Raw genomic sequence first — 16,687 nt, 5'->3', positions numbered from 1 at the left:
GTTTAAATTGATTCTGGTTACTGGAGGAGCGGGCTATATTGGTTCCCATACCAATAAGGCCTTACATAATGCAGGCTATGATACTGTAGTTTTGGACAACCTGTCAAAAGGTTATGAGAATTTTGTAAAATGGGGAACCCTTGAAAACTATGACATCGGAAGTAGTGACTTGAATGAGGTTTTTGAAAAATATGACATCGATGGCGTCATTCACTTTGCAGGATTCATTTCAGTAGCGGAATCTGTCGAAATGCCTCAAAAATACTTGAAAAACAATTATAAAAATACAATAAATCTCCTTAAGGTAATGAGAGACTATAATGTAGACAAATTTATCTTCTCTTCAACCGCCGCTGTTTATGGAAATCCGAAAAAGGTTCCAATAACTGAAGATTCAGAGTTAAAGCCAATCAATCCTTACGGACACTCAAAATGGCTGGTTGAAAGGGCGCTTGAAAGGGAAGCTGCAAAAGGCGACTTCAACTATGTTGCGTTAAGATATTTCAATGCATCAGGATGTGATTTTGACGGTCAGATTGGAGAATTCCACGACCCTGAAACCCACCTGATACCGCTGATTTTGGATGCTGCTATCGGAAAGCGTGACTGCATTTATATCTATGGTGACGATTACGACACTCCTGACGGAACCTGCATACGTGATTACATTCATGTAAACGACCTTGCTGATGCCCATATCAAGGCATATGAATATTTGTGCAGTGAAAAAGAATCAAATGTGTTCAATTTAGGAAACGGGCAGGGATTTTCTGTTCGTGAGGTTATCGAAATGTGCAAGAAGGTCACAGGACGTGACTTTGAAGTTAAGGTTGATGAGCGCCGTGAGGGCGATCCCGCTCGTTTGATAGCGGATTCCTCTAAAATTCAAAACAAACTTGGCTGGACTCCACAGTATGATTTGGAAAAGATTGTCGAGTCAGCCTGGATGTGGCATCAGAAAATCAATGAGATTAGGTAATGTTCATGGAAACCCAGAATCATGACTCTAAAATTGATGTTCGTATAATTGTGGGCGGTTTGGATATTGCACAGCTTGTATCGAAAGCGGTAAACAATATCCAGCTTGAAAATGACTACAATATAATAGTTTCATCCATCATTCCGACTGTTGAACTTAGCATTGTCAAAAAGGTGGCCAGTGGTGCCGATATCTTGCTCATTGGCGGATATGGTCATGATGAAACTTACAATATTCTTTACAATGAATTAAAAACTGATTTTAACCATATAGGATTGTTTGACTATAACAACATTATTATCGAAGACGAATCTATTGATTTCAAGCTTGCCGAAAAGGAAATCCTCAATTCAATAATAAAGTCAACTCTTTCCTATTCTCTGAATTTAATAAACATTCATACTTTGGAAAATAAGCTGATGAAGGTAACTCATAACTATAATAACTTGTTGGATGATTATAATCAGCTCATCAAAGAGCAGGAAGTGCTGACACGTGAGAACAATGAATTGCGTGAAGATATGAATGACCTCAAATCAGATTATGCTGCGTTCAAATCACGATATGACGATATATATTCCAAGGATATCCTGGAGGTATTCAGTCTGAATGATTTGTGGCAGGATACATTCAGACAGGAATTGTCTGATGAGGAAAGGATTGTAATTGCTACAAACAGGTTCAGGCCAGACAATGTTATTGTTGGCCAGGGTTATATTGCCGCAGAGTCCAGAAACAAGGCTGTTGAATGGCTTAACATTGTCAGAACTGCATTGATATTTGTAGATGATAATGAGGATGATTTAAAAAAAGAATTGGGCTCCAATGATGAAAGCAAAGCTCCTGAAGTAAATGACGATTATGAGATTCCAAACAATTTCGAAAACTTCTGGGACTAAAACATTAATTATTTTATACTAGTTTTATCAAAAATATAATTATACTATTTAATGGGAGTTTGCATATGCAAGGAGAAATGGAAGACAAATGCGGTATCGTTGGAATTCATTGTAAGGACTATTCCAAGGATGTTGCACCACTAGTTTATTATTGTTTGTATGCTTTACAGCATAGAGGTCAGGAATCAGCAGGAATTGCTAGTTTTAATCAGGATAAAGGTTTTAAACACTACTACGGAATGGGTTTGATTACCAGCGTATTCAGTGATGAGGAAATCCAAAATCTTGAAGGAAACATGGCTATAGGTCATGTGAGATATTCTACCACCGGTCAGTCAAAAGTTGAAAATTCACAGCCTTTCGTAATTGATTTCGGTGATAGTTTTATTGCAATGGCTCATAACGGGGACATTGTCAATTCCGATGAGCTGAAAAAGGAACTTATGGATGAAGGATTCTATTTCAGGTCTGATTCCGATTCTGAAGTGATCTGTTACATGCTTAAAAAAGAGCATTATGATAAAAAGAAAGATGTTTTGGATGCTATTGATGCAGTATGCAAAAAGCTTGTAGGTTCTTATGCATTAACTATTCTGATTGACGGTGAATTGTATGGTGTAAGGGATCCTATGGGAATAAAACCTCTTGCAGTTGCAAAAAGACAGGATAAATTTATTTTGGCTTCCGAAACAGTTGCATTTGATGTGATAAATGCCGAATTCGTTAGAGACATTAAGCCTGGGGAAGTTATTCACTTCAAAAACAATGAAATTAACTCCCATATGCTGGAAAGTGCTGGAAAATGCAAACTTTCTCATTGTATGTTTGAATACGTTTACTTTGCAAGACCTGACAGTACAATAGACGGCATTAATGTTTACAAGACAAGAATGAACATAGGTGCTCAATTGCATAAGCTATATCCTATTGATGCTGATGTTGTAATTCCGGTGCCTGATTCATCAATCCCGGCAGCTATCGGTTATTCAAGAGCTTCCGGAATCCCTTATGGTGAAGGACTAATTAAAAATAGGTATGTCGGAAGGACATTTATCATGCCGACCCAGGAAGAAAGGGAGTTGGCTGTTAGGCTTAAATTAAATCCTATAAAAGAAGCCATTAAAGGCAAAAAGATTATTTTAATAGACGACAGTATTGTCAGAGGAACCACTTCAAAACAATTGCTGGACCTTGTAAAAGAGGCTGAACCTGCAGAAATTCACTTCCTTGTAGGATGTCCTCCTGTAATCTCTCCATGTTATTATGGGGTGGCAATGGCAACCAAGAAAGAGTTGATTGCAGCCAATTACAATACTGAAGAAATCAGAGAGCAGCTTGGCATAGATTCATTAGGTTATATTACCATTCCTGCTTTGGTTGAAGCCATTGGAATGCCTGAAGAGAAATTATGTTTAGGCTGCATAAATGAAGATTATCCTACTGAAATTCCTGAAGGGTTAGAGGCTGAAACTTACTACAAACCTTAGATTTTCATGGTTGAACTATTGGCTCCAGCTGGAAATTTCATATCGTTACGTGCCGTTTTGGAAAATGGCGCTGATGCCGTTTACTTCGGTCTTGACGATTTTAATATGAGAGCCAATGCCAAAAATTTTTCTCTGGAAGAATTGGGTGAGGTTTCAGGAATTGCCCAGGAGTATGGTGCCAAAACATATCTTGGCACAAACATCATTTTAAACGAGCGATTGGCATCCGAATTGGAGTCCAACATGGAGACAATCGCATCATCGGAAATCGATGGACTTATTTTATCTGACATCGGCCTTATTGAGGATACCATATCCCATGGCCTTGAAGCACATATCAGCGTTCAGGAAAACGTTACAAACTCATATACTCTTAAAACCCTTAAGAAGCTCGGTGCCAAAAGGGCAATCCTTTCACGTGAGCTGTCACTTGGGGAAGTTACAGAAATCACCCGAAAATCACCTATCGAGACTGAAATCTTTGTTCATGGCGCAATATGCATGGCAATTTCAGGCAGATGCTTTTTGAGTTACGGTTTGTATGGCCGAAGCGCCAACTGCGGGGACTGCCTGCAGCCCTGCCGCAAGAACTGGACACTGACATATGAGGAAGGTGAGGACAATGTCATCAACTTCTCGGACGTTGAGGATGAGAGATTCATCATTACCGGAAGTGATGACGGAAGCTACAGGACCAATTTCTTTTCACCGAAAGACATGTGCATGATTGAATACATTCCTGAGCTGATGGAAAGCGGCGTTGCATCATTCAAGATTGAAGGAAGGGCGAGAAGTCCTGATTATGGTGCAATGGTAACCGGAATCTACAGGCAGGCCATTGACGATTACGAAAAAGACCCGTCAGACTATAATGTTAAGGACGAATGGATGGATGAGCTGACAAGTGTGTTCAACCGTGGCTTTGACACAAACTTTTACTTCAACACTCCTTTTGAGAAAAGCGAGGATAACCAGTCAAAATACATTAAAAAAGACATCGGGCAGGTTGTCAACTATTACAATAAGGTAAAGGCGGCTGAATTAAGGATATGGGATGATTTGTCTGTCGGCGACAGGATCATCATACAGGGCAAGACAACAGGATCAATCACTCACACGATTGATTCCATGCAGATTGGAGGCAAATCAGTTGATTCAGTTGAAAAAGGCTGCAATGTTGCAATAGCGATGCCTGAAAAAGTTAGGGAAAATGATTTTGTTTATAAACTAGTTGAGAGAGATATTGATGACTAAAAAGATTGCAATTTATGGAAAAGGTGGAATAGGAAAAAGTACTACAGTGGCCAATCTGTCTGCTGTATGGGCTAGTGAAGGTTTAAACTGTCTTGTAATAGGTTGCGATCCAAAGGCAGACACCACACGTACTTTATACGGTTCCAGAATTCCGACTGTCGTTCACACTTTGAAGGATAACCGGAAACCTGAAAAGGATGATTTGGTTTTCACAGGTTTCAAGGGCATTCAATGCGTTGAAAGCGGAGGTCCAGAACCTGGGGTTGGCTGTGCCGGAAGGGGCGTTATTGTGGCAATGAAAAGGCTCGAGCAGCTTGACATTTTCAATGACGAGTTGGACGTTGTAGTGTATGACGTATTGGGGGATGTTGTTTGCGGAGGATTTTCAGTGCCTTTGCGTGAAAAGTATGCTGATGAGGTTGTTATTGTAACTTCCGGTGAGTATATGTCACTTTATGCGGCAAACAATATTGTCCGTGGAGTCAAAAAGCTTAAGGGTAACTTGAGCGGAATAGTCTGCAACTGCAGGAATGTTGACAATGAGGAGCAGATTGTCAATGACTTTGCAAAAAAGATAGGAACACATGTAGTTGGCACAATTCATAGAAGTAATTTGATTCAGGATGCTGAATTAGATGCAAAAACCGTTGTAGAAAAATACCCTGAAAGTGCCGAAGCACAAGAATACATGACTCTTGCTTCAAGCATAATGAAGAATAAAAATGTCTCCACATTGGAGCCTATGGATGATGAGGAATTTGAGGAGTTCTTCAAGTCATACTTGTAAAGATGTACTCGACCAATTATTCATCACCCCTCGGTGAGATGCTGATTGCAAGCGACGGCGAAGCTGTCTGTGGGCTTTGGTTTTCAGGCCAGAAGCATTTTCCGTCATCGGATGATTTTATAAAAAAAGATGATTTGGCTATTTTTAAAAAGGTCAGGCGATGGCTTGATGATTATTTCAATGGCATGAATCCTGAAATTGATTTTAAGCTAAAACCTGAAGGCAGCGATTTCAGACTTAAGGTTTGGAGGATATTATGTGAAATTCCATATGGCGAAACCTTGACATACGGTGAAATCGCTTCAAGAATTTCAGATACTATGTCAGCACAGGCAGTCGGAGGTGCTGTAGGGCACAATCCGATTTCAATTCTCATTCCCTGCCACAGGGTATTGGGTGCAGGCGGAAAACTGACAGGCTATGCCGGTGGAATCGAGAGAAAAATAGAATTGTTGAAACTGGAAAAAATAATTTCGGAAAGATAATATGGATTTGCCTTTAAACATAGTTATCGGTAATGTCATTTCGTTGATTGCAGGCGTTTTCATCATTTTAAGCATGTGGGTCAATGATGAAAAGCAGGCATATAAATATCAGTTCTTTAATGCTTTTATCCTAATTATATCTTCAGTTTTCTTCTTTTCATGGACTGGTGTTGTTACTATGGCCATTGCGGCTTCAAGAAATGCAATGGTCTACTTTGACAGGCTGACATTCAGCTGGACAATGTTTTTCATTGTGGTTTCAGTGGTTTTGGGCCTTCTGGTAAATACTATGGGTCTTGTTGGAATATTGCCAATCATTGCGATAATACAGCTTTCTCTGTGCAACTACTATCTAAAGACAATAAAGCCGATTAAGATCAGCTTCATTGTAAACAGTGCCATTTATGTGGTATATTTCATTGCGATTTGGGACATTTCCTCAGCTTCCATTGAAAGCTTTACCGCTCTTGTAGGACTGGTGTCTCTTGCCCGATTAATTTCATCCGAATCCAGGTCAGCCTAATCTGCTGATGAATTCTAGGATTTTTGTCACAGTCTGGTTTTGCTGATTTTCAGGTGTGATGCTTGCCGAATTGTCTCCGGGCTGCTTTCCGTAGTATCCGAATTGGGCATGATTTCCGCCGTCAATGACATATTCGGTCATATTGCTCATATGGGGCTTTGCTTCATCATATGATTTTCTGTTCAGATTCCCGTCGTTTGATCCGTATATTGACAGTGTAGGCTTTGTAATGTTTTCGGTTGAATATCCCGCCAGCATTATAAGTCCGTCACCTTTTCCTGAATGTGCCATATAGGATGATGCCACCACTCCTCCAAGGGAATGTCCGCACAGGATGTATCTTGAGTAGTTTGTTGTATCGATGATTTTGCCGGCTTCATTTTCACCCAAAAATGCAATATTGAAGGGCATCTCAACGAGATAACAGTCAACGCCCTTTGATGATAGGCTGCAAAACATGGGAAGATATGAAGTGTATTCTACTTTGGCTCCAGGATAGAATATCACCGCTGTGTCGTTTCCAGGTCCGTTAATGAATAATCCGTTATCGACTTTGGTGACATTAATGCCATCAGTTCCGTTCAGATAGCTTGTTGCGGTTGGTTCGGCATGCATGTAGTCTGTTAAATAGTATGCTGAATATGCGACAGCCAATACAGCAATCACGACAACTGCGATTTTGACTTTTTTGTTCATGTAATATATTTTTTCTAAAATAATATTTAAATCAAACTTCCGACAGAATTAATCTCATGAAAAGACTTGCGATTTTTGATTTTGACGGTACCCTCTTCGATTCGATTCATGATGTTCTCATCTGCTTTAATAAGGCACTGGCGATTCATGACTTTCCGCCGTTGACCCGTGAGGAGTTCATTCCCTGTCTGGGAGGAAACATTGGTGAGATTGTTGCGCTTGTTTTAAAGGACAACAACACTCCTCAAAATGTTGAAGAGGTTAAAAGGACATATCTTGATTTATACTATTCATCTGATAAGGAATTGACTGTTCCCTTTCCGAAAGCCCACGGCCTTTTGAGGAAACTGCAGGATGACGGTGTGATATTGGCCATCAATTCAAATAGGCTGTCCGATTCCCTGGAGCATTTTGTCAGCAGATTCTTCAGCGACATTGATTTTGTCATGGTTGAAGGGCATAATCTCGTTGACCCATCAAAGCCTCATCCGTGCGGCGTTCAAAAAATCATAAAAAAGGCGAAAGTTCTGCCTGAAGATGCAGTCTACATTGGCGATTCAACAACTGACATTGCAACTGCAGAAAATGCAGGAATCGATTGTATAATCGTCAAGTGGGGTTACGGCAATGAAAAGGACTGGCAGAACGAGTATATTCTTGAATCTGTTGATGACATGTGCGAGATACCAAAGTATTTTTAATTCAAAATCAAACTATTAATCATGTTATTTGTAAACTATCCCAAATGTTCAACTTGCAGAAAAGCAAAAAAATGGCTGGACGAACAAAATATTGAATATGAATCAAGGCATATCGTAGAGGACAATCCCACTGCCGATGAATTGCGCAAATGGTGGGAAATATCCGATTTGCCTCTCAAAAGATTCTTCAACACAAGCGGCATGAAATACCGTGAGCTTAAACTGAAAGACAAATTACCTGACATGTCTGAAGATGAGCAGCTGGATCTTCTGGCAACTGATGGCATGCTTGTAAAAAGGCCTGTTCTGGTCGGTGATGATGTCGCTCTGGTCGGCTTTAAGGTAAAGGAATGGGAAGAGAAATTATTGTAATTTCTCTTAATATGTATTCAATAATTCCTGGATGTCCTTGATTACCCTTTCAAATCTGACTCCATAGGTGTGGGTTGGATCATCAATTGTTTCTTCTATTGCCTTTTTGGTGAGTTCCCCCGCAATCTTAGCTGCTGATGTAGGGCTTTTGCCGACCATGGTTGAGCCTACAAATGATGATGCAAAGACGTCCCCTGTTCCGTGGGATACGTAGTCGACTCTGTCGTTGTATACCATTTCAAGTGAGGATTCGCTTTTGTCCAGGACAATCATTCCCATCTTATTTTCCTTGTGGGTATCTCCTTTCAGGATAACGTATTTTTTTGTAAACTCGGCAAGCTCGTTTGCCATTTCCACCATTTCATCATTTGTGAATTCTTCCTTCCATGGTCTATGCAGGATATAACATGCTTCCGTTGTGTTTGGAAGGATAAAATCACCCAGTTTACAGAGTTCCCCCATTCTGTCTGCAAATTCCTGGTCGAATCCGTTGTAGAATTCTCCCTGGTCTGCCATTGCAGGGTCAACAAATACGAGTCCATCGGGTTTCAGTCTAGAGTCAATAATGTCTTTGATGTAGTCTAGTTGTTCTATTGAAGCTATGAATCCGGTATATATCGCATCGAAATATATCCCTTCCTTTTCCCAGTGCTTTTGGATGGCCGGAAGATCTTCTGTCAAATCCCTTACGGTAAAGTCTGTAAATCCTGATGTGTGTGTGGATAAAACAGCGGAAGGCAATATTGCAGTCTCTATTCCAAATGCAGATATTACAGGCAGTGCAACGGTTATTGAGCACTGTCCGTAACAGGATATATCCTGGATTGTTAATATTTTTGTTGTGTCGTTCATTCTTTCAACTCTAAAATATAATAAGTTAATTTGTATATTGCTTGGAAAAATATTTATATCTTGTTGCCTTAATACTCATTTTTCAATGCAATTGAGAATTCAAATTAACTATATAACAATTGTTATTATAAGTATATAAATTTTTTCATAAAATTAAAAAAGGAATAGAGATGGGTTAGAATTTTTTGATTCAACTTTTTTAAAGGGAATTAACTGTTTCGGCTGATATCGCAATGACTTGTCAAAAAACTCTTTCAAAATCCCATGGTCATTGAATATGTATGCGTGTTATATTTAGAGGAAAATGGGCGACCATGTTCATTTGCAATCTTTTGGATTCACCATCTCTTCGAAAGTGCATTACTGCACTTTCACTCAATTATAGGTCAATGGTACTTAAATGCTTTTGGTAACCGATTGGTCACCATAACCGAAAACTTTATATACTTCAAAAACAAGTCAATATAGCCGACTGATTTTTTGGAGGTACTATCATGAACATCACTAAACATGTAAAATCTTGTCCTATAGAATTGGTTGTAAAATTGATTAACAAAAAATGGGTAATTCAGATAATGAGAGATTTATTTTTCGGTAAATCTCGTTTTAATGAATTCAAGGAAGACAAGCCTGATCTTTCAAACAAGGTCCTGAGCCGCTGCTTGAAAGACATGGAAAACAACGGTCTCATCCAGAAGATTGTCGACAAGTGCGACAAGAAGAACGTCAAATACATTTTGACAGAAAAGGGCAGATCACTCAACAAGGTGATATATGAAATTGCCATGGTGACCGTTGACAGCGAAAACTACTCTGACAGAATCAGGAATGACCTTAAAACAAGTTTTCAGGAAAACCTGTTGTAGGTTGAAAAATTAATATTGGGGTTTCGGTGTGGACCCTAAAAAATCACTTTTTTTCATTAACTTTAATATACAAAAGAATCTTAATTAGTATTGAATAAAATATTTTAGGGGACAAAATATTGTTAGATATAAAATTATTCAGAGAAAATCCGGAAATGATTATCGACTCTGAAAAGAAGAGATTCAGAGACACTGAAAATGTGGAAAAGGTAATAGAATATGACACCTTATGGAGAGAAGGTGAGAAAAAGCTCAATTCTTTAAGGGCTGAAAAAAACAAATTATCCAAATCATTCAAAAAGGCTAAAGAGGAAGGCAATCTGGAAGATGTAATTGCCAGATCAAAGGAAGTGGCAGCTGAAATAAAAGAGCTGACAGCCAAAAATGCGGATTACCTCAAGCTCAGAGACGATTACAGATACAAAGTGGGAAACATCATCGATGAGGATGTTCCGATTTCAGACACCGAGGACGACAATGTGGTTGTTAGAACCTACGGTGAGATTCCTGAATATGACTTTGAGCTATTGAATCACGTTGATTTGATCAATAAAATTGATGGGGCAGACCTTGAAACTGCAGCAAGCATTGCAGGAGCCCGCTTTTACTACCTGAAAAGGGATATTCTGCACTTGAACCTGGCGCTGATTCAGTTTGCACTGTCCGAACTTGAAGCTGAAGGATACATTCCGATGCAGACACCGTTCTTTGTAAAAGGAGAGGTTGCAGCGGAAACCTCTGAACTTGGCGAATTTGAGGAAACCCTCTATAAGGTCGAAAACGAGGACATGTATCTCATTGCAACCGCAGAGCAGACCCTTGCGGCGCTTCACAGAAATGAGATCATCAATCCCGATGACCTGCCTTTAAGGTACTGTGCGCTTTCAACCTGTTTTAGAAAGGAAGCAGGTTCACACGGAAAGGACACCCTGGGAATATTTAGGGTTCACCAGTTCGAAAAAATCGAGCAGTTCATCTATTCAGCCCCTGACGATTCAAGAAATCAGCACGACCACCTTATGGAAGTGACCGAAAGAATCTATCAGAAACTTGGCCTTCCATATCAGATAATAGCTATCGTGTCATCAGCACTCAATGACAATGCGGCCATCAAGTATGACCTTGAGGCATGGTTCCCGGGTTCCGGTGCGTTTCGTGAATTGGTGTCCTGTACCAACTGTAAGGATTACCAGGCACGTAAGACCAAAACACGTATTGGAAGAGCAGGTTCCGGTGATGCACAAACATTGCACACCCTCAACAGTACAGCCATTGCAACTGAAAGGACCATGTGCTGTATCCTGGAAAACTATCAGCAGGCTGACGGCAGCGTTAAAGTTCCTGAAGTGTTAGTCCCTTACATGAATGGAAAAACAGTCATTGAAGCTAAAAAATAACTTATTTTAATTTAAGTGTGTTTTCACACACTTCAACTATTATTTTTAAATCAAATGTAAATAATACCTTACTTCCAATTTTCTTTTCAAAATACTTTTAAACCACGCCAAATAAACTATTCACTATGAAAAGTAAAATCGCCAATTATCTAAATGGGAAATTCGACCCTATCGTTTTAATCAAAACCAATGAAAAGCCCGATGACATCAAAGGTCCGAAGGCAGGCCGTGGCGGATGTGTAATGTCTTTTGTTGCACAGTGCATTGCTAAAAGGAAAGCTTTTGTTTTTGGCCGTGAAAACGGAACCTGCGGAGGAATATGGCCAGGCTTTGGATGGGGAGACGGTTTTGCAACAGAAGATGCCAAGGAGTTTCAGGCAACATTCCTTTCAAAAGGAGCAGATTCAGCTAAAGACAGGGATGAATACTTGAAAAAACTTGAATCAAGGCCTAAGCATGTAAGGGAAATGTTTGCTGAGGGTGAAAGAATCTATGAGGATTTTGAAACCGCATACGGGTATATCTCATCAAGGCCAATCTATGACAGCGAGGATTATGTTGTCTTCAAGCCTTTGGAAGAGTTGGAGGAAGGTGAAATCCCGGATTCAGTGATATTTACTGTCAATGCATTTGAACTGATGCTTTTGCTGCAGCTTGACGGATCCCACAGGGTTGAAAGCAATTACGTTTGCGTGCCCCAATCTTCAGCCTGCCAGTTGATAGGATGTTTTACTTTCGAACAGGCAGAAAGCGAAAATCCTCATATGCTTTTGGGTCCGGTAGACCTTGCGGCCCGTGGACACATGAAGCATTTCATTCCTAATGATTACGTGACACTTGCAATGCCATGGAAGCTGTTCATGAAACTTGAGGAGTTAAGTGAAGATTGCCTTTTCCAATCACATTTATTTAATGATTTTGACAAATAGTTATATTGATTATTATGAAAACAGTAGTTATTAATGCAAGTCCGAGAAGAAAATGGAATACTGCACAGGTCATGAAGGAGGCTGCCAAAGGTGCCGAATCAGCCGGTGCGGAAGTGGAATATGTTGATTTATACAAGCTTGATTTACATGGATGCATGAGCTGTCTTGTCTGCAAAAAGGCTGACAAGGACAGATGCAAATGCTATTGGAAGGATGAGCTGTCCCCATTGATTGAAAGGATTCTGGATGCAGACACATTGCTGATCGGTTCTCCGATTTACTTCAACGAACCTACCAGCCACTATCGTGCCCTGATGGAAAGGCTGATATTCTGCATATTGTCCTATGACGGATTCGGTTCATATTTTGAAGGCAAAATCAATGTTGGACTCTTCTTTACAATGAACGCTCCTGAAGACTATTATGAAACAATGATGGAGGAATATCTGGAAAGCTCATCACAGGTGTTCGGCATGCTCAACGGTGAAGTCAAGATATACCCTGTATTCAATACACTGCAGGTCAATGACTATTCCAAATATGCAATGGGAGCGTTTGATGAGGAAGACAAGAAACTGAATCATGAAAAACAGTTCCCGGTTGATTTGAAAAAGGCATTTGAGATTGGGGCAGAATTAAGTAGATAATTAAAAAACATTCTTTCTTTTGACATAATATATTAAACTTGTATCATAAGGGAAATATTGCTTTGAATGTGTAATATTTCCTTTAAATATTCTTTAATTAAATTATTTCCTTTTTATTTCTAATATAAATCTTTATTAACTTTTTAAACTAATTTTACTCTATGTATTTTAGAAATTTTTTGTTAATAATAATTGTATTTTTTGATATTTTAATCAATGGTAATTGTCTTAAGGAATATGAAAAACTTGAAATTAAAGATAATCCGTCTATAAAACTAAAAGATTTGCCTGATGAATTTTCTTTGAATGCATTTAAAATTATTGATGAGTTTATAAAAAAAACAGGGCATCTGGAATATGAATGTGCAATATATTTTGATTACCTCACCGGTCAAATTCTTAAATGTTCTATGGGCAATATTAATGAGGTAAGCATTGTTTTTAGAGACGGAGAGTTTGAAAATAATCATGTTGCATCAATTCATAATCATCCGAAAAGTGTTTTTGGACCCCCTTCTGGAAAAAATTTCGGTATTTTTCTTAGGGATTTTGAAGATTATGAACTAATTGTGGCAAGTGATGAGTTATGGATTCTCAAGGCCAAGTGTGTTAGTGAAAAATTAATGATGGAATTTAATGTTGCATCAATTGAATTATTTAAATCTGCATTAGACCAAGCAAATATGTTGTATTCGGATAAAAAAAGGGTTAATGAAGTTTGTGACATGATTTACGGAGCTTTTTTGTTAAAATATATAAATGATAAAAACATAAATCATATACAATTAGTTAAAAGGAGTTACGACCATGACTGTTGAGTCAAGGCATTTTGCAGAATTTGAATCATTTAGAAAAATCACTAGTTCACAAGAACTTAATCTGATTAAAGAACAAATTGAAAATCCTAATTATTTAACAGGTATGGATAGGTTAAGGGCATTTTATCAAATGATGGGTTTGGATTTTGATGAAAATGAATTTAAAAATATTATTGATGACTGCTCTTTATAGGGGATTTTTTCATGAAAACGATTGTGATAAATGCAAGTCCAAGAAAAACCTGGAACACTGCAGAAATCATGCAGGCCGCCCAAAAGGGTGCCGAATCTGCCGGCGCTGAAACAGAATATTTCAATCTGTATGATTTGGTCTTCAAGGGATGCAGAAGCTGTCTTGCCTGCAAGCTCAAGACCAATACCAAGGGCAAGTGCTACTGGAAAGACGACCTGACTGATGTCATAAATAAGATTTTCGATGCAAACTGCCTTTTGATTGGCTCTCCGATTTACTTCGGTCAGCCTACAAGCGAGTTTAGGGCATTGGTTGAGAGACTAATCTTCTGCATCATGTCATATGATGACGGGTCAAGCTATTTTACAGGCAAGGTCAATGTCGGAATATTTTATACGATGAATGCTCCCAGGGAGTTCTATGAGCAGTCCATGAAGGAAAGTCTTGCCACTACAGAATATCTCTTCTCATTTTTGAACGGGGAGATTGTAACCTATCCTGTCTGCGATACGATTCAAATCAGCGATTACTCCAAGTTCAACATGGCAGGATTTTCACAGGAAGCCAAGGAAAAGCAGTGGATTCTGCAGTTTCCCAATGATTTGGAAAAGGCATTTGAAATAGGTAAGGAGTTGAGTGAATGAAAACTATGGTGATAAATGCAGGTCCCAAAAGAAGGGATACCAATGCACAGCTGGCCAAATCTGCAGCTGAAGGTGCAAGATCAGTCGGCTCCGAAGTTGAATATGTCGATTTATATAAGATTGATTTATGTGGCTGTCGCGCCTGTCTTATATGTAAAAACGATGAGGAAGTCTGTAAATGCTTCTGGAGGGATGAGCTGTCCCCATTGATTGAAAGGATTTTTGATGCCGATTCACTGTTGATTGCAGCTCCTATATTTTTCTCGCATCCTGCAAGCCATTACATGGCCCTGCTTGAAAGGTTGATTTTTTCTCTGGTTTCCTACAAGACAGGAAACAAGTTCAAGGGTAAGGTAAATGTCGGGCTTTTCTATACAATCAACTCTCCGAGGGATTATTTCGAAAAGTATATAAGGCCTCAGCTTAAGCAGTCTGAGGATTTCCTTGGCATGCTCAATGGGGAAGTTGTCATTGAGTCATTTTCAAATATACCCAAGAGTCTAAAGTCAGATTTGTCTGAGGATGAGCTTAATTCAAAAGAGGATCAGTTGTCTCAGGATTTGAAAAGGGTTTTTGAAATTGCTGCGGATTTAAGCGGCTAATTTTTTTTCAAATTTTTGCGTATACATTTTTAAAAAATGAATACAAACCTTTATATACTACTTCGTCACAATATTTAATTGTATACAAAAATCAAATTTGTAATACAATAAATAGAGTGATAAAATGTCAAACCAAAAAAGAACTAGAAAATTTGTATTCGGAAATGAAAGATTCGGAGGTTCATATACTCCCGGAGAGTTCGAATTCACTTTTCCTGAAGATATGACCCGCGAAGACTTTGAAAAAATTTTCACTCAAAAAATGGAATCTCTGCACAAAAGAGGAAACGAATTTGCTGAGGAGATATTCGATCACAAATCCAAAAGAGAAAATCTGAAACCTTTAAGCATACGCGTAAAACCTCATACCAAGGAGTTCTTCAAGAAACATTCCATCCTCTCTCCAAGAGATGTGCTGGAAATGTATGAGGAATTCAACAACGGTTCCGAGGCATTCATCAACTCATTGATTGAGGATGAAAAGGAACTGGAAAAGGAATTGGCTGAGGTTCAGGAAAAACTTCACAACGCAAAGCTCTTCAGAGAAAAGCTGGTTGAAATCGAGCCTGACAGCGATATTTTAACCGATGAGGGAAAATTGGCCAAACTGCAGAATCAGTATGAAAATACTGAAGTCAAGACAATCGGAAATGAGACTCCAGTTGGAAAGGCCAAAAACGATATAGTGAAGGATATTCAAATCTACAATACATTGGATGTGCGTGTTTACGGCAAGGATTATTTGATAATCACTGTCTATACCAATGCCCAGCCAATTGCATACTACTTTAAAAACGAGTATCCGGATGATGACATCTCAGAAATCATCTCTCATGTTGAAGAGTACTGCAGCAAAAACGAGATTTCATTCAGTGAAAATGAAGATTCAAATATCTAATTTTTTAAAGTCAAAGTGTGATTTTCACACTTCAACTCTTTTTTTTTGTTTTAACTTTATTGTGCAAGAATTCTCCGGCTTCTACAAGCCGGAGAGGTTCAAATGATGATGGTATGTTAATTTGTCAGTCACTGATCTAAAAAGAGCAATGCCACGCCCTCAATAATCAGGATGAGGCCGATTATTATTGCAATATACATCGGTTGGGCCCATGCAAATGCCCCGAGGGCTATTGATATGATTCCCATCACAAAAATCAATATTGATGTAAATAGGTAGAATGCATTTATTCTTGATAGGAGTCCGATTATACCAAATATGATCAGTATAAATCCTATAAGGTAGAATTGGATGGCTACAAGGAATGATAATGCATCAATATAGAATATGAACAGGAATCCTAGAATAATTACAATAATTCCAATAACAATTAATGGGACTGCATACATGCTGTCTGCATATTTTTTCATATCCAATCCGGTGTATGCTGCTGAAATGCCGAAAAACAGCAAGCTCATCCCTATAATTATTGAAACCAGTGATTCGGAAAACATAGGGAAGATTATAAAAATCAAACCGAGAATTATGGACAATAGTCCCATGCCTTTGTTGCTCTCCATTGGTGTCACCTCCATTTAATTTAAATATGTTGAAATTA

The 16,687-nt window shown here is 38.8% G+C and carries 21 protein-coding genes; 18 read left to right on the top strand and 3 right to left on the bottom strand.

Going from position 1 to position 16,687, the window contains the following annotated elements:
- Nucleotides 1–7 precede the first annotated feature (7 nt).
- From galE to QZ138_RS02030, 7 genes are all read left to right on the top strand, one after another.
- Nucleotides 8–979 (top strand): UDP-glucose 4-epimerase GalE, encoded by a 972-nt coding sequence (gene galE / locus QZ138_RS02060; protein WP_292885632.1) that lies wholly within the window; start codon nt 8–10, stop codon nt 977–979.
- Nucleotides 980–984: 5 nt separating this feature from the next.
- Nucleotides 985–1,878 carry a hypothetical protein gene (locus QZ138_RS02055; protein WP_292885629.1) on the top strand — a complete coding sequence of 298 codons (894 nt, stop codon included), beginning with the start codon at nt 985–987 and terminating at the stop codon, nt 1,876–1,878.
- Nucleotides 1,879–1,943: 65 nt separating this feature from the next.
- Nucleotides 1,944–3,365, top strand: coding sequence for an amidophosphoribosyltransferase (purF, locus tag QZ138_RS02050; protein ID WP_292885626.1), 1,422 nt, complete (start codon nt 1,944–1,946; stop codon nt 3,363–3,365).
- A gap of 6 nt (nt 3,366–3,371) precedes the next feature.
- Nucleotides 3,372–4,619: a peptidase U32 family protein gene (locus QZ138_RS02045; RefSeq protein WP_292885623.1), complete on the top strand. Its 1,248-nt coding sequence runs from the start codon at nt 3,372–3,374 to the stop codon at nt 4,617–4,619.
- Nucleotides 4,612–5,406 carry a Ni-sirohydrochlorin a,c-diamide reductive cyclase ATP-dependent reductase subunit gene (cfbC, locus tag QZ138_RS02040; protein WP_292885620.1) on the top strand — a complete coding sequence of 265 codons (795 nt, stop codon included), beginning with the start codon at nt 4,612–4,614 and terminating at the stop codon, nt 5,404–5,406. Before QZ138_RS02045 ends, cfbC begins: the two co-directional genes overlap by 8 nt.
- Before the next feature lie 2 nt (nt 5,407–5,408).
- Nucleotides 5,409–5,891, top strand: a complete 483-nt coding sequence (locus tag QZ138_RS02035) for a methylated-DNA--[protein]-cysteine S-methyltransferase (RefSeq protein ID WP_292885617.1) — start codon at nt 5,409–5,411, stop codon at nt 5,889–5,891.
- A 1-nt stretch (nt 5,892) separates the two neighbouring features.
- Complete coding sequence (locus tag QZ138_RS02030) at nt 5,893–6,414, top strand: YgjV family protein (RefSeq protein WP_292885614.1); 522 nt, start codon at nt 5,893–5,895, stop codon at nt 6,412–6,414.
- Here the strand turns inward: QZ138_RS02030 and QZ138_RS02025 are convergent.
- A complete protein-coding gene (locus tag QZ138_RS02025; protein ID WP_292885611.1) occupies nt 6,406–7,110 on the bottom strand; it encodes an alpha/beta hydrolase in 705 nt (234 codons plus the stop codon). The two genes, QZ138_RS02030 and QZ138_RS02025, sit on opposite strands and share 9 nt — an antisense overlap.
- A 56-nt stretch (nt 7,111–7,166) precedes the next feature.
- Here QZ138_RS02025 and QZ138_RS02020 point away from each other — a divergent pair, with 56 nt between their 5' ends.
- Both QZ138_RS02020 and QZ138_RS02015 read left to right on the top strand, forming a co-directional pair.
- Complete coding sequence (locus QZ138_RS02020; protein ID WP_292885608.1) at nt 7,167–7,811, top strand: HAD family hydrolase; 645 nt, start codon at nt 7,167–7,169, stop codon at nt 7,809–7,811.
- Nucleotides 7,812–7,832: 21 nt separating this feature from the next.
- Entirely contained in the window at nt 7,833–8,183 is a 351-nt protein-coding gene (locus tag QZ138_RS02015) for an arsenate reductase family protein (RefSeq protein WP_292885605.1), read from the top strand.
- A gap of 6 nt (nt 8,184–8,189) precedes the next feature.
- Here the strand turns inward: QZ138_RS02015 and QZ138_RS02010 are convergent, their stop codons facing one another.
- The gene (locus QZ138_RS02010; protein WP_292885602.1) at nt 8,190–9,035 is read right to left on the bottom strand and encodes a pyridoxamine kinase; all 846 of its coding nucleotides are present in this window, start codon (nt 9,033–9,035) and stop codon (nt 8,190–8,192) included.
- A 494-nt stretch (nt 9,036–9,529) separates the two neighbouring features.
- Here QZ138_RS02010 and QZ138_RS02005 point away from each other — a divergent pair, with 494 nt between their 5' ends.
- The 9 genes from QZ138_RS02005 (at nt 9,530) to QZ138_RS01965 (ending at nt 16,029) form a co-directional block, all read left to right on the top strand.
- Nucleotides 9,530–9,901, top strand: a complete 372-nt coding sequence (locus tag QZ138_RS02005) for a helix-turn-helix domain-containing protein (protein WP_292885599.1) — start codon at nt 9,530–9,532, stop codon at nt 9,899–9,901.
- 119 nt (nt 9,902–10,020) lie between these two features.
- On the top strand, nt 10,021–11,298 hold the full coding sequence (serS, locus tag QZ138_RS02000) for a serine--tRNA ligase (RefSeq protein ID WP_292885596.1): 1,278 nt from the start codon (nt 10,021–10,023) through the stop codon (nt 11,296–11,298).
- Between the two features lie 125 nt (nt 11,299–11,423).
- Nucleotides 11,424–12,227 carry a DUF169 domain-containing protein gene (locus QZ138_RS01995; RefSeq protein ID WP_292885593.1) on the top strand — a complete coding sequence of 268 codons (804 nt, stop codon included), beginning with the start codon at nt 11,424–11,426 and terminating at the stop codon, nt 12,225–12,227.
- A gap of 14 nt (nt 12,228–12,241) precedes the next feature.
- Nucleotides 12,242–12,874, top strand: a complete 633-nt coding sequence (locus tag QZ138_RS01990; RefSeq protein ID WP_292885590.1) for a flavodoxin family protein — start codon at nt 12,242–12,244, stop codon at nt 12,872–12,874.
- A 161-nt stretch (nt 12,875–13,035) separates the two neighbouring features.
- The gene (locus QZ138_RS01985) at nt 13,036–13,692 is read left to right on the top strand and encodes a hypothetical protein (RefSeq protein ID WP_292885588.1); all 657 of its coding nucleotides are present in this window, start codon (nt 13,036–13,038) and stop codon (nt 13,690–13,692) included.
- Nucleotides 13,682–13,885: a hypothetical protein gene (locus QZ138_RS01980; RefSeq protein ID WP_292885585.1), complete on the top strand. Its 204-nt coding sequence runs from the start codon at nt 13,682–13,684 to the stop codon at nt 13,883–13,885. Before QZ138_RS01985 ends, QZ138_RS01980 begins: the two co-directional genes overlap by 11 nt.
- An 11-nt stretch (nt 13,886–13,896) precedes the next feature.
- Entirely contained in the window at nt 13,897–14,529 is a 633-nt protein-coding gene (locus QZ138_RS01975) for a flavodoxin family protein (protein WP_292885582.1), read from the top strand.
- Complete coding sequence (locus QZ138_RS01970) at nt 14,526–15,131, top strand: flavodoxin family protein (RefSeq protein ID WP_292885579.1); 606 nt, start codon at nt 14,526–14,528, stop codon at nt 15,129–15,131. The genes QZ138_RS01975 and QZ138_RS01970 overlap by 4 nt, the downstream gene beginning before the upstream one ends.
- Nucleotides 15,132–15,255: 124 nt before the next feature.
- Nucleotides 15,256–16,029 carry a hypothetical protein gene (locus QZ138_RS01965; protein ID WP_292885576.1) on the top strand — a complete coding sequence of 258 codons (774 nt, stop codon included), beginning with the start codon at nt 15,256–15,258 and terminating at the stop codon, nt 16,027–16,029.
- Between the two features lie 128 nt (nt 16,030–16,157).
- Here the strand turns inward: QZ138_RS01965 and QZ138_RS01960 are convergent, their stop codons facing one another.
- Nucleotides 16,158–16,649 carry a DUF308 domain-containing protein gene (locus QZ138_RS01960; protein ID WP_292885574.1) on the bottom strand — a complete coding sequence of 164 codons (492 nt, stop codon included), beginning with the start codon at nt 16,647–16,649 and terminating at the stop codon, nt 16,158–16,160.
- Nucleotides 16,650–16,687 lie beyond the last annotated feature (38 nt).

This window comes from Methanobrevibacter sp. UBA212 (assembly GCF_905233225.1).
Lineage (GTDB): Archaea > Methanobacteriota > Methanobacteria > Methanobacteriales > Methanobacteriaceae > Methanocatella.
This window is presented reverse-complemented; position numbering and strand designations above follow the sequence as displayed.

Coding starts and splice junctions, on each gene's coding strand:
- QZ138_RS02055 (WP_292885629.1), top strand. CDS start 985: ATGGAAACCCAGAATCATGACTCTAAAATTGATGTTCGTATAATTGTG.
- QZ138_RS02010 (WP_292885602.1), bottom strand. CDS start 9,035: ATGAACGACACAACAAAAATATTAACAATCCAGGATATATCCTGTTAC.
- QZ138_RS02015 (WP_292885605.1), top strand. CDS start 7,833: ATGTTATTTGTAAACTATCCCAAATGTTCAACTTGCAGAAAAGCAAAA.
- QZ138_RS01995 (WP_292885593.1), top strand. CDS start 11,424: ATGAAAAGTAAAATCGCCAATTATCTAAATGGGAAATTCGACCCTATC.
- QZ138_RS01985 (WP_292885588.1), top strand. CDS start 13,036: ATGTATTTTAGAAATTTTTTGTTAATAATAATTGTATTTTTTGATATT.
- QZ138_RS01975 (WP_292885582.1), top strand. CDS start 13,897: ATGAAAACGATTGTGATAAATGCAAGTCCAAGAAAAACCTGGAACACT.
- QZ138_RS02030 (WP_292885614.1), top strand. CDS start 5,893: ATGGATTTGCCTTTAAACATAGTTATCGGTAATGTCATTTCGTTGATT.
- QZ138_RS02035 (WP_292885617.1), top strand. CDS start 5,409: ATGTACTCGACCAATTATTCATCACCCCTCGGTGAGATGCTGATTGCA.
- QZ138_RS01970 (WP_292885579.1), top strand. CDS start 14,526: ATGAAAACTATGGTGATAAATGCAGGTCCCAAAAGAAGGGATACCAAT.
- QZ138_RS01990 (WP_292885590.1), top strand. CDS start 12,242: ATGAAAACAGTAGTTATTAATGCAAGTCCGAGAAGAAAATGGAATACT.
- QZ138_RS02020 (WP_292885608.1), top strand. CDS start 7,167: ATGAAAAGACTTGCGATTTTTGATTTTGACGGTACCCTCTTCGATTCG.
- cfbC (WP_292885620.1), top strand. CDS start 4,612: ATGACTAAAAAGATTGCAATTTATGGAAAAGGTGGAATAGGAAAAAGT.
- QZ138_RS02005 (WP_292885599.1), top strand. CDS start 9,530: ATGAACATCACTAAACATGTAAAATCTTGTCCTATAGAATTGGTTGTA.
- purF (WP_292885626.1), top strand. CDS start 1,944: ATGCAAGGAGAAATGGAAGACAAATGCGGTATCGTTGGAATTCATTGT.
- QZ138_RS01965 (WP_292885576.1), top strand. CDS start 15,256: ATGTCAAACCAAAAAAGAACTAGAAAATTTGTATTCGGAAATGAAAGA.
- QZ138_RS02045 (WP_292885623.1), top strand. CDS start 3,372: ATGGTTGAACTATTGGCTCCAGCTGGAAATTTCATATCGTTACGTGCC.
- QZ138_RS01980 (WP_292885585.1), top strand. CDS start 13,682: ATGACTGTTGAGTCAAGGCATTTTGCAGAATTTGAATCATTTAGAAAA.
- QZ138_RS01960 (WP_292885574.1), bottom strand. CDS start 16,649: ATGGAGAGCAACAAAGGCATGGGACTATTGTCCATAATTCTCGGTTTG.
- QZ138_RS02025 (WP_292885611.1), bottom strand. CDS start 7,110: ATGAACAAAAAAGTCAAAATCGCAGTTGTCGTGATTGCTGTATTGGCT.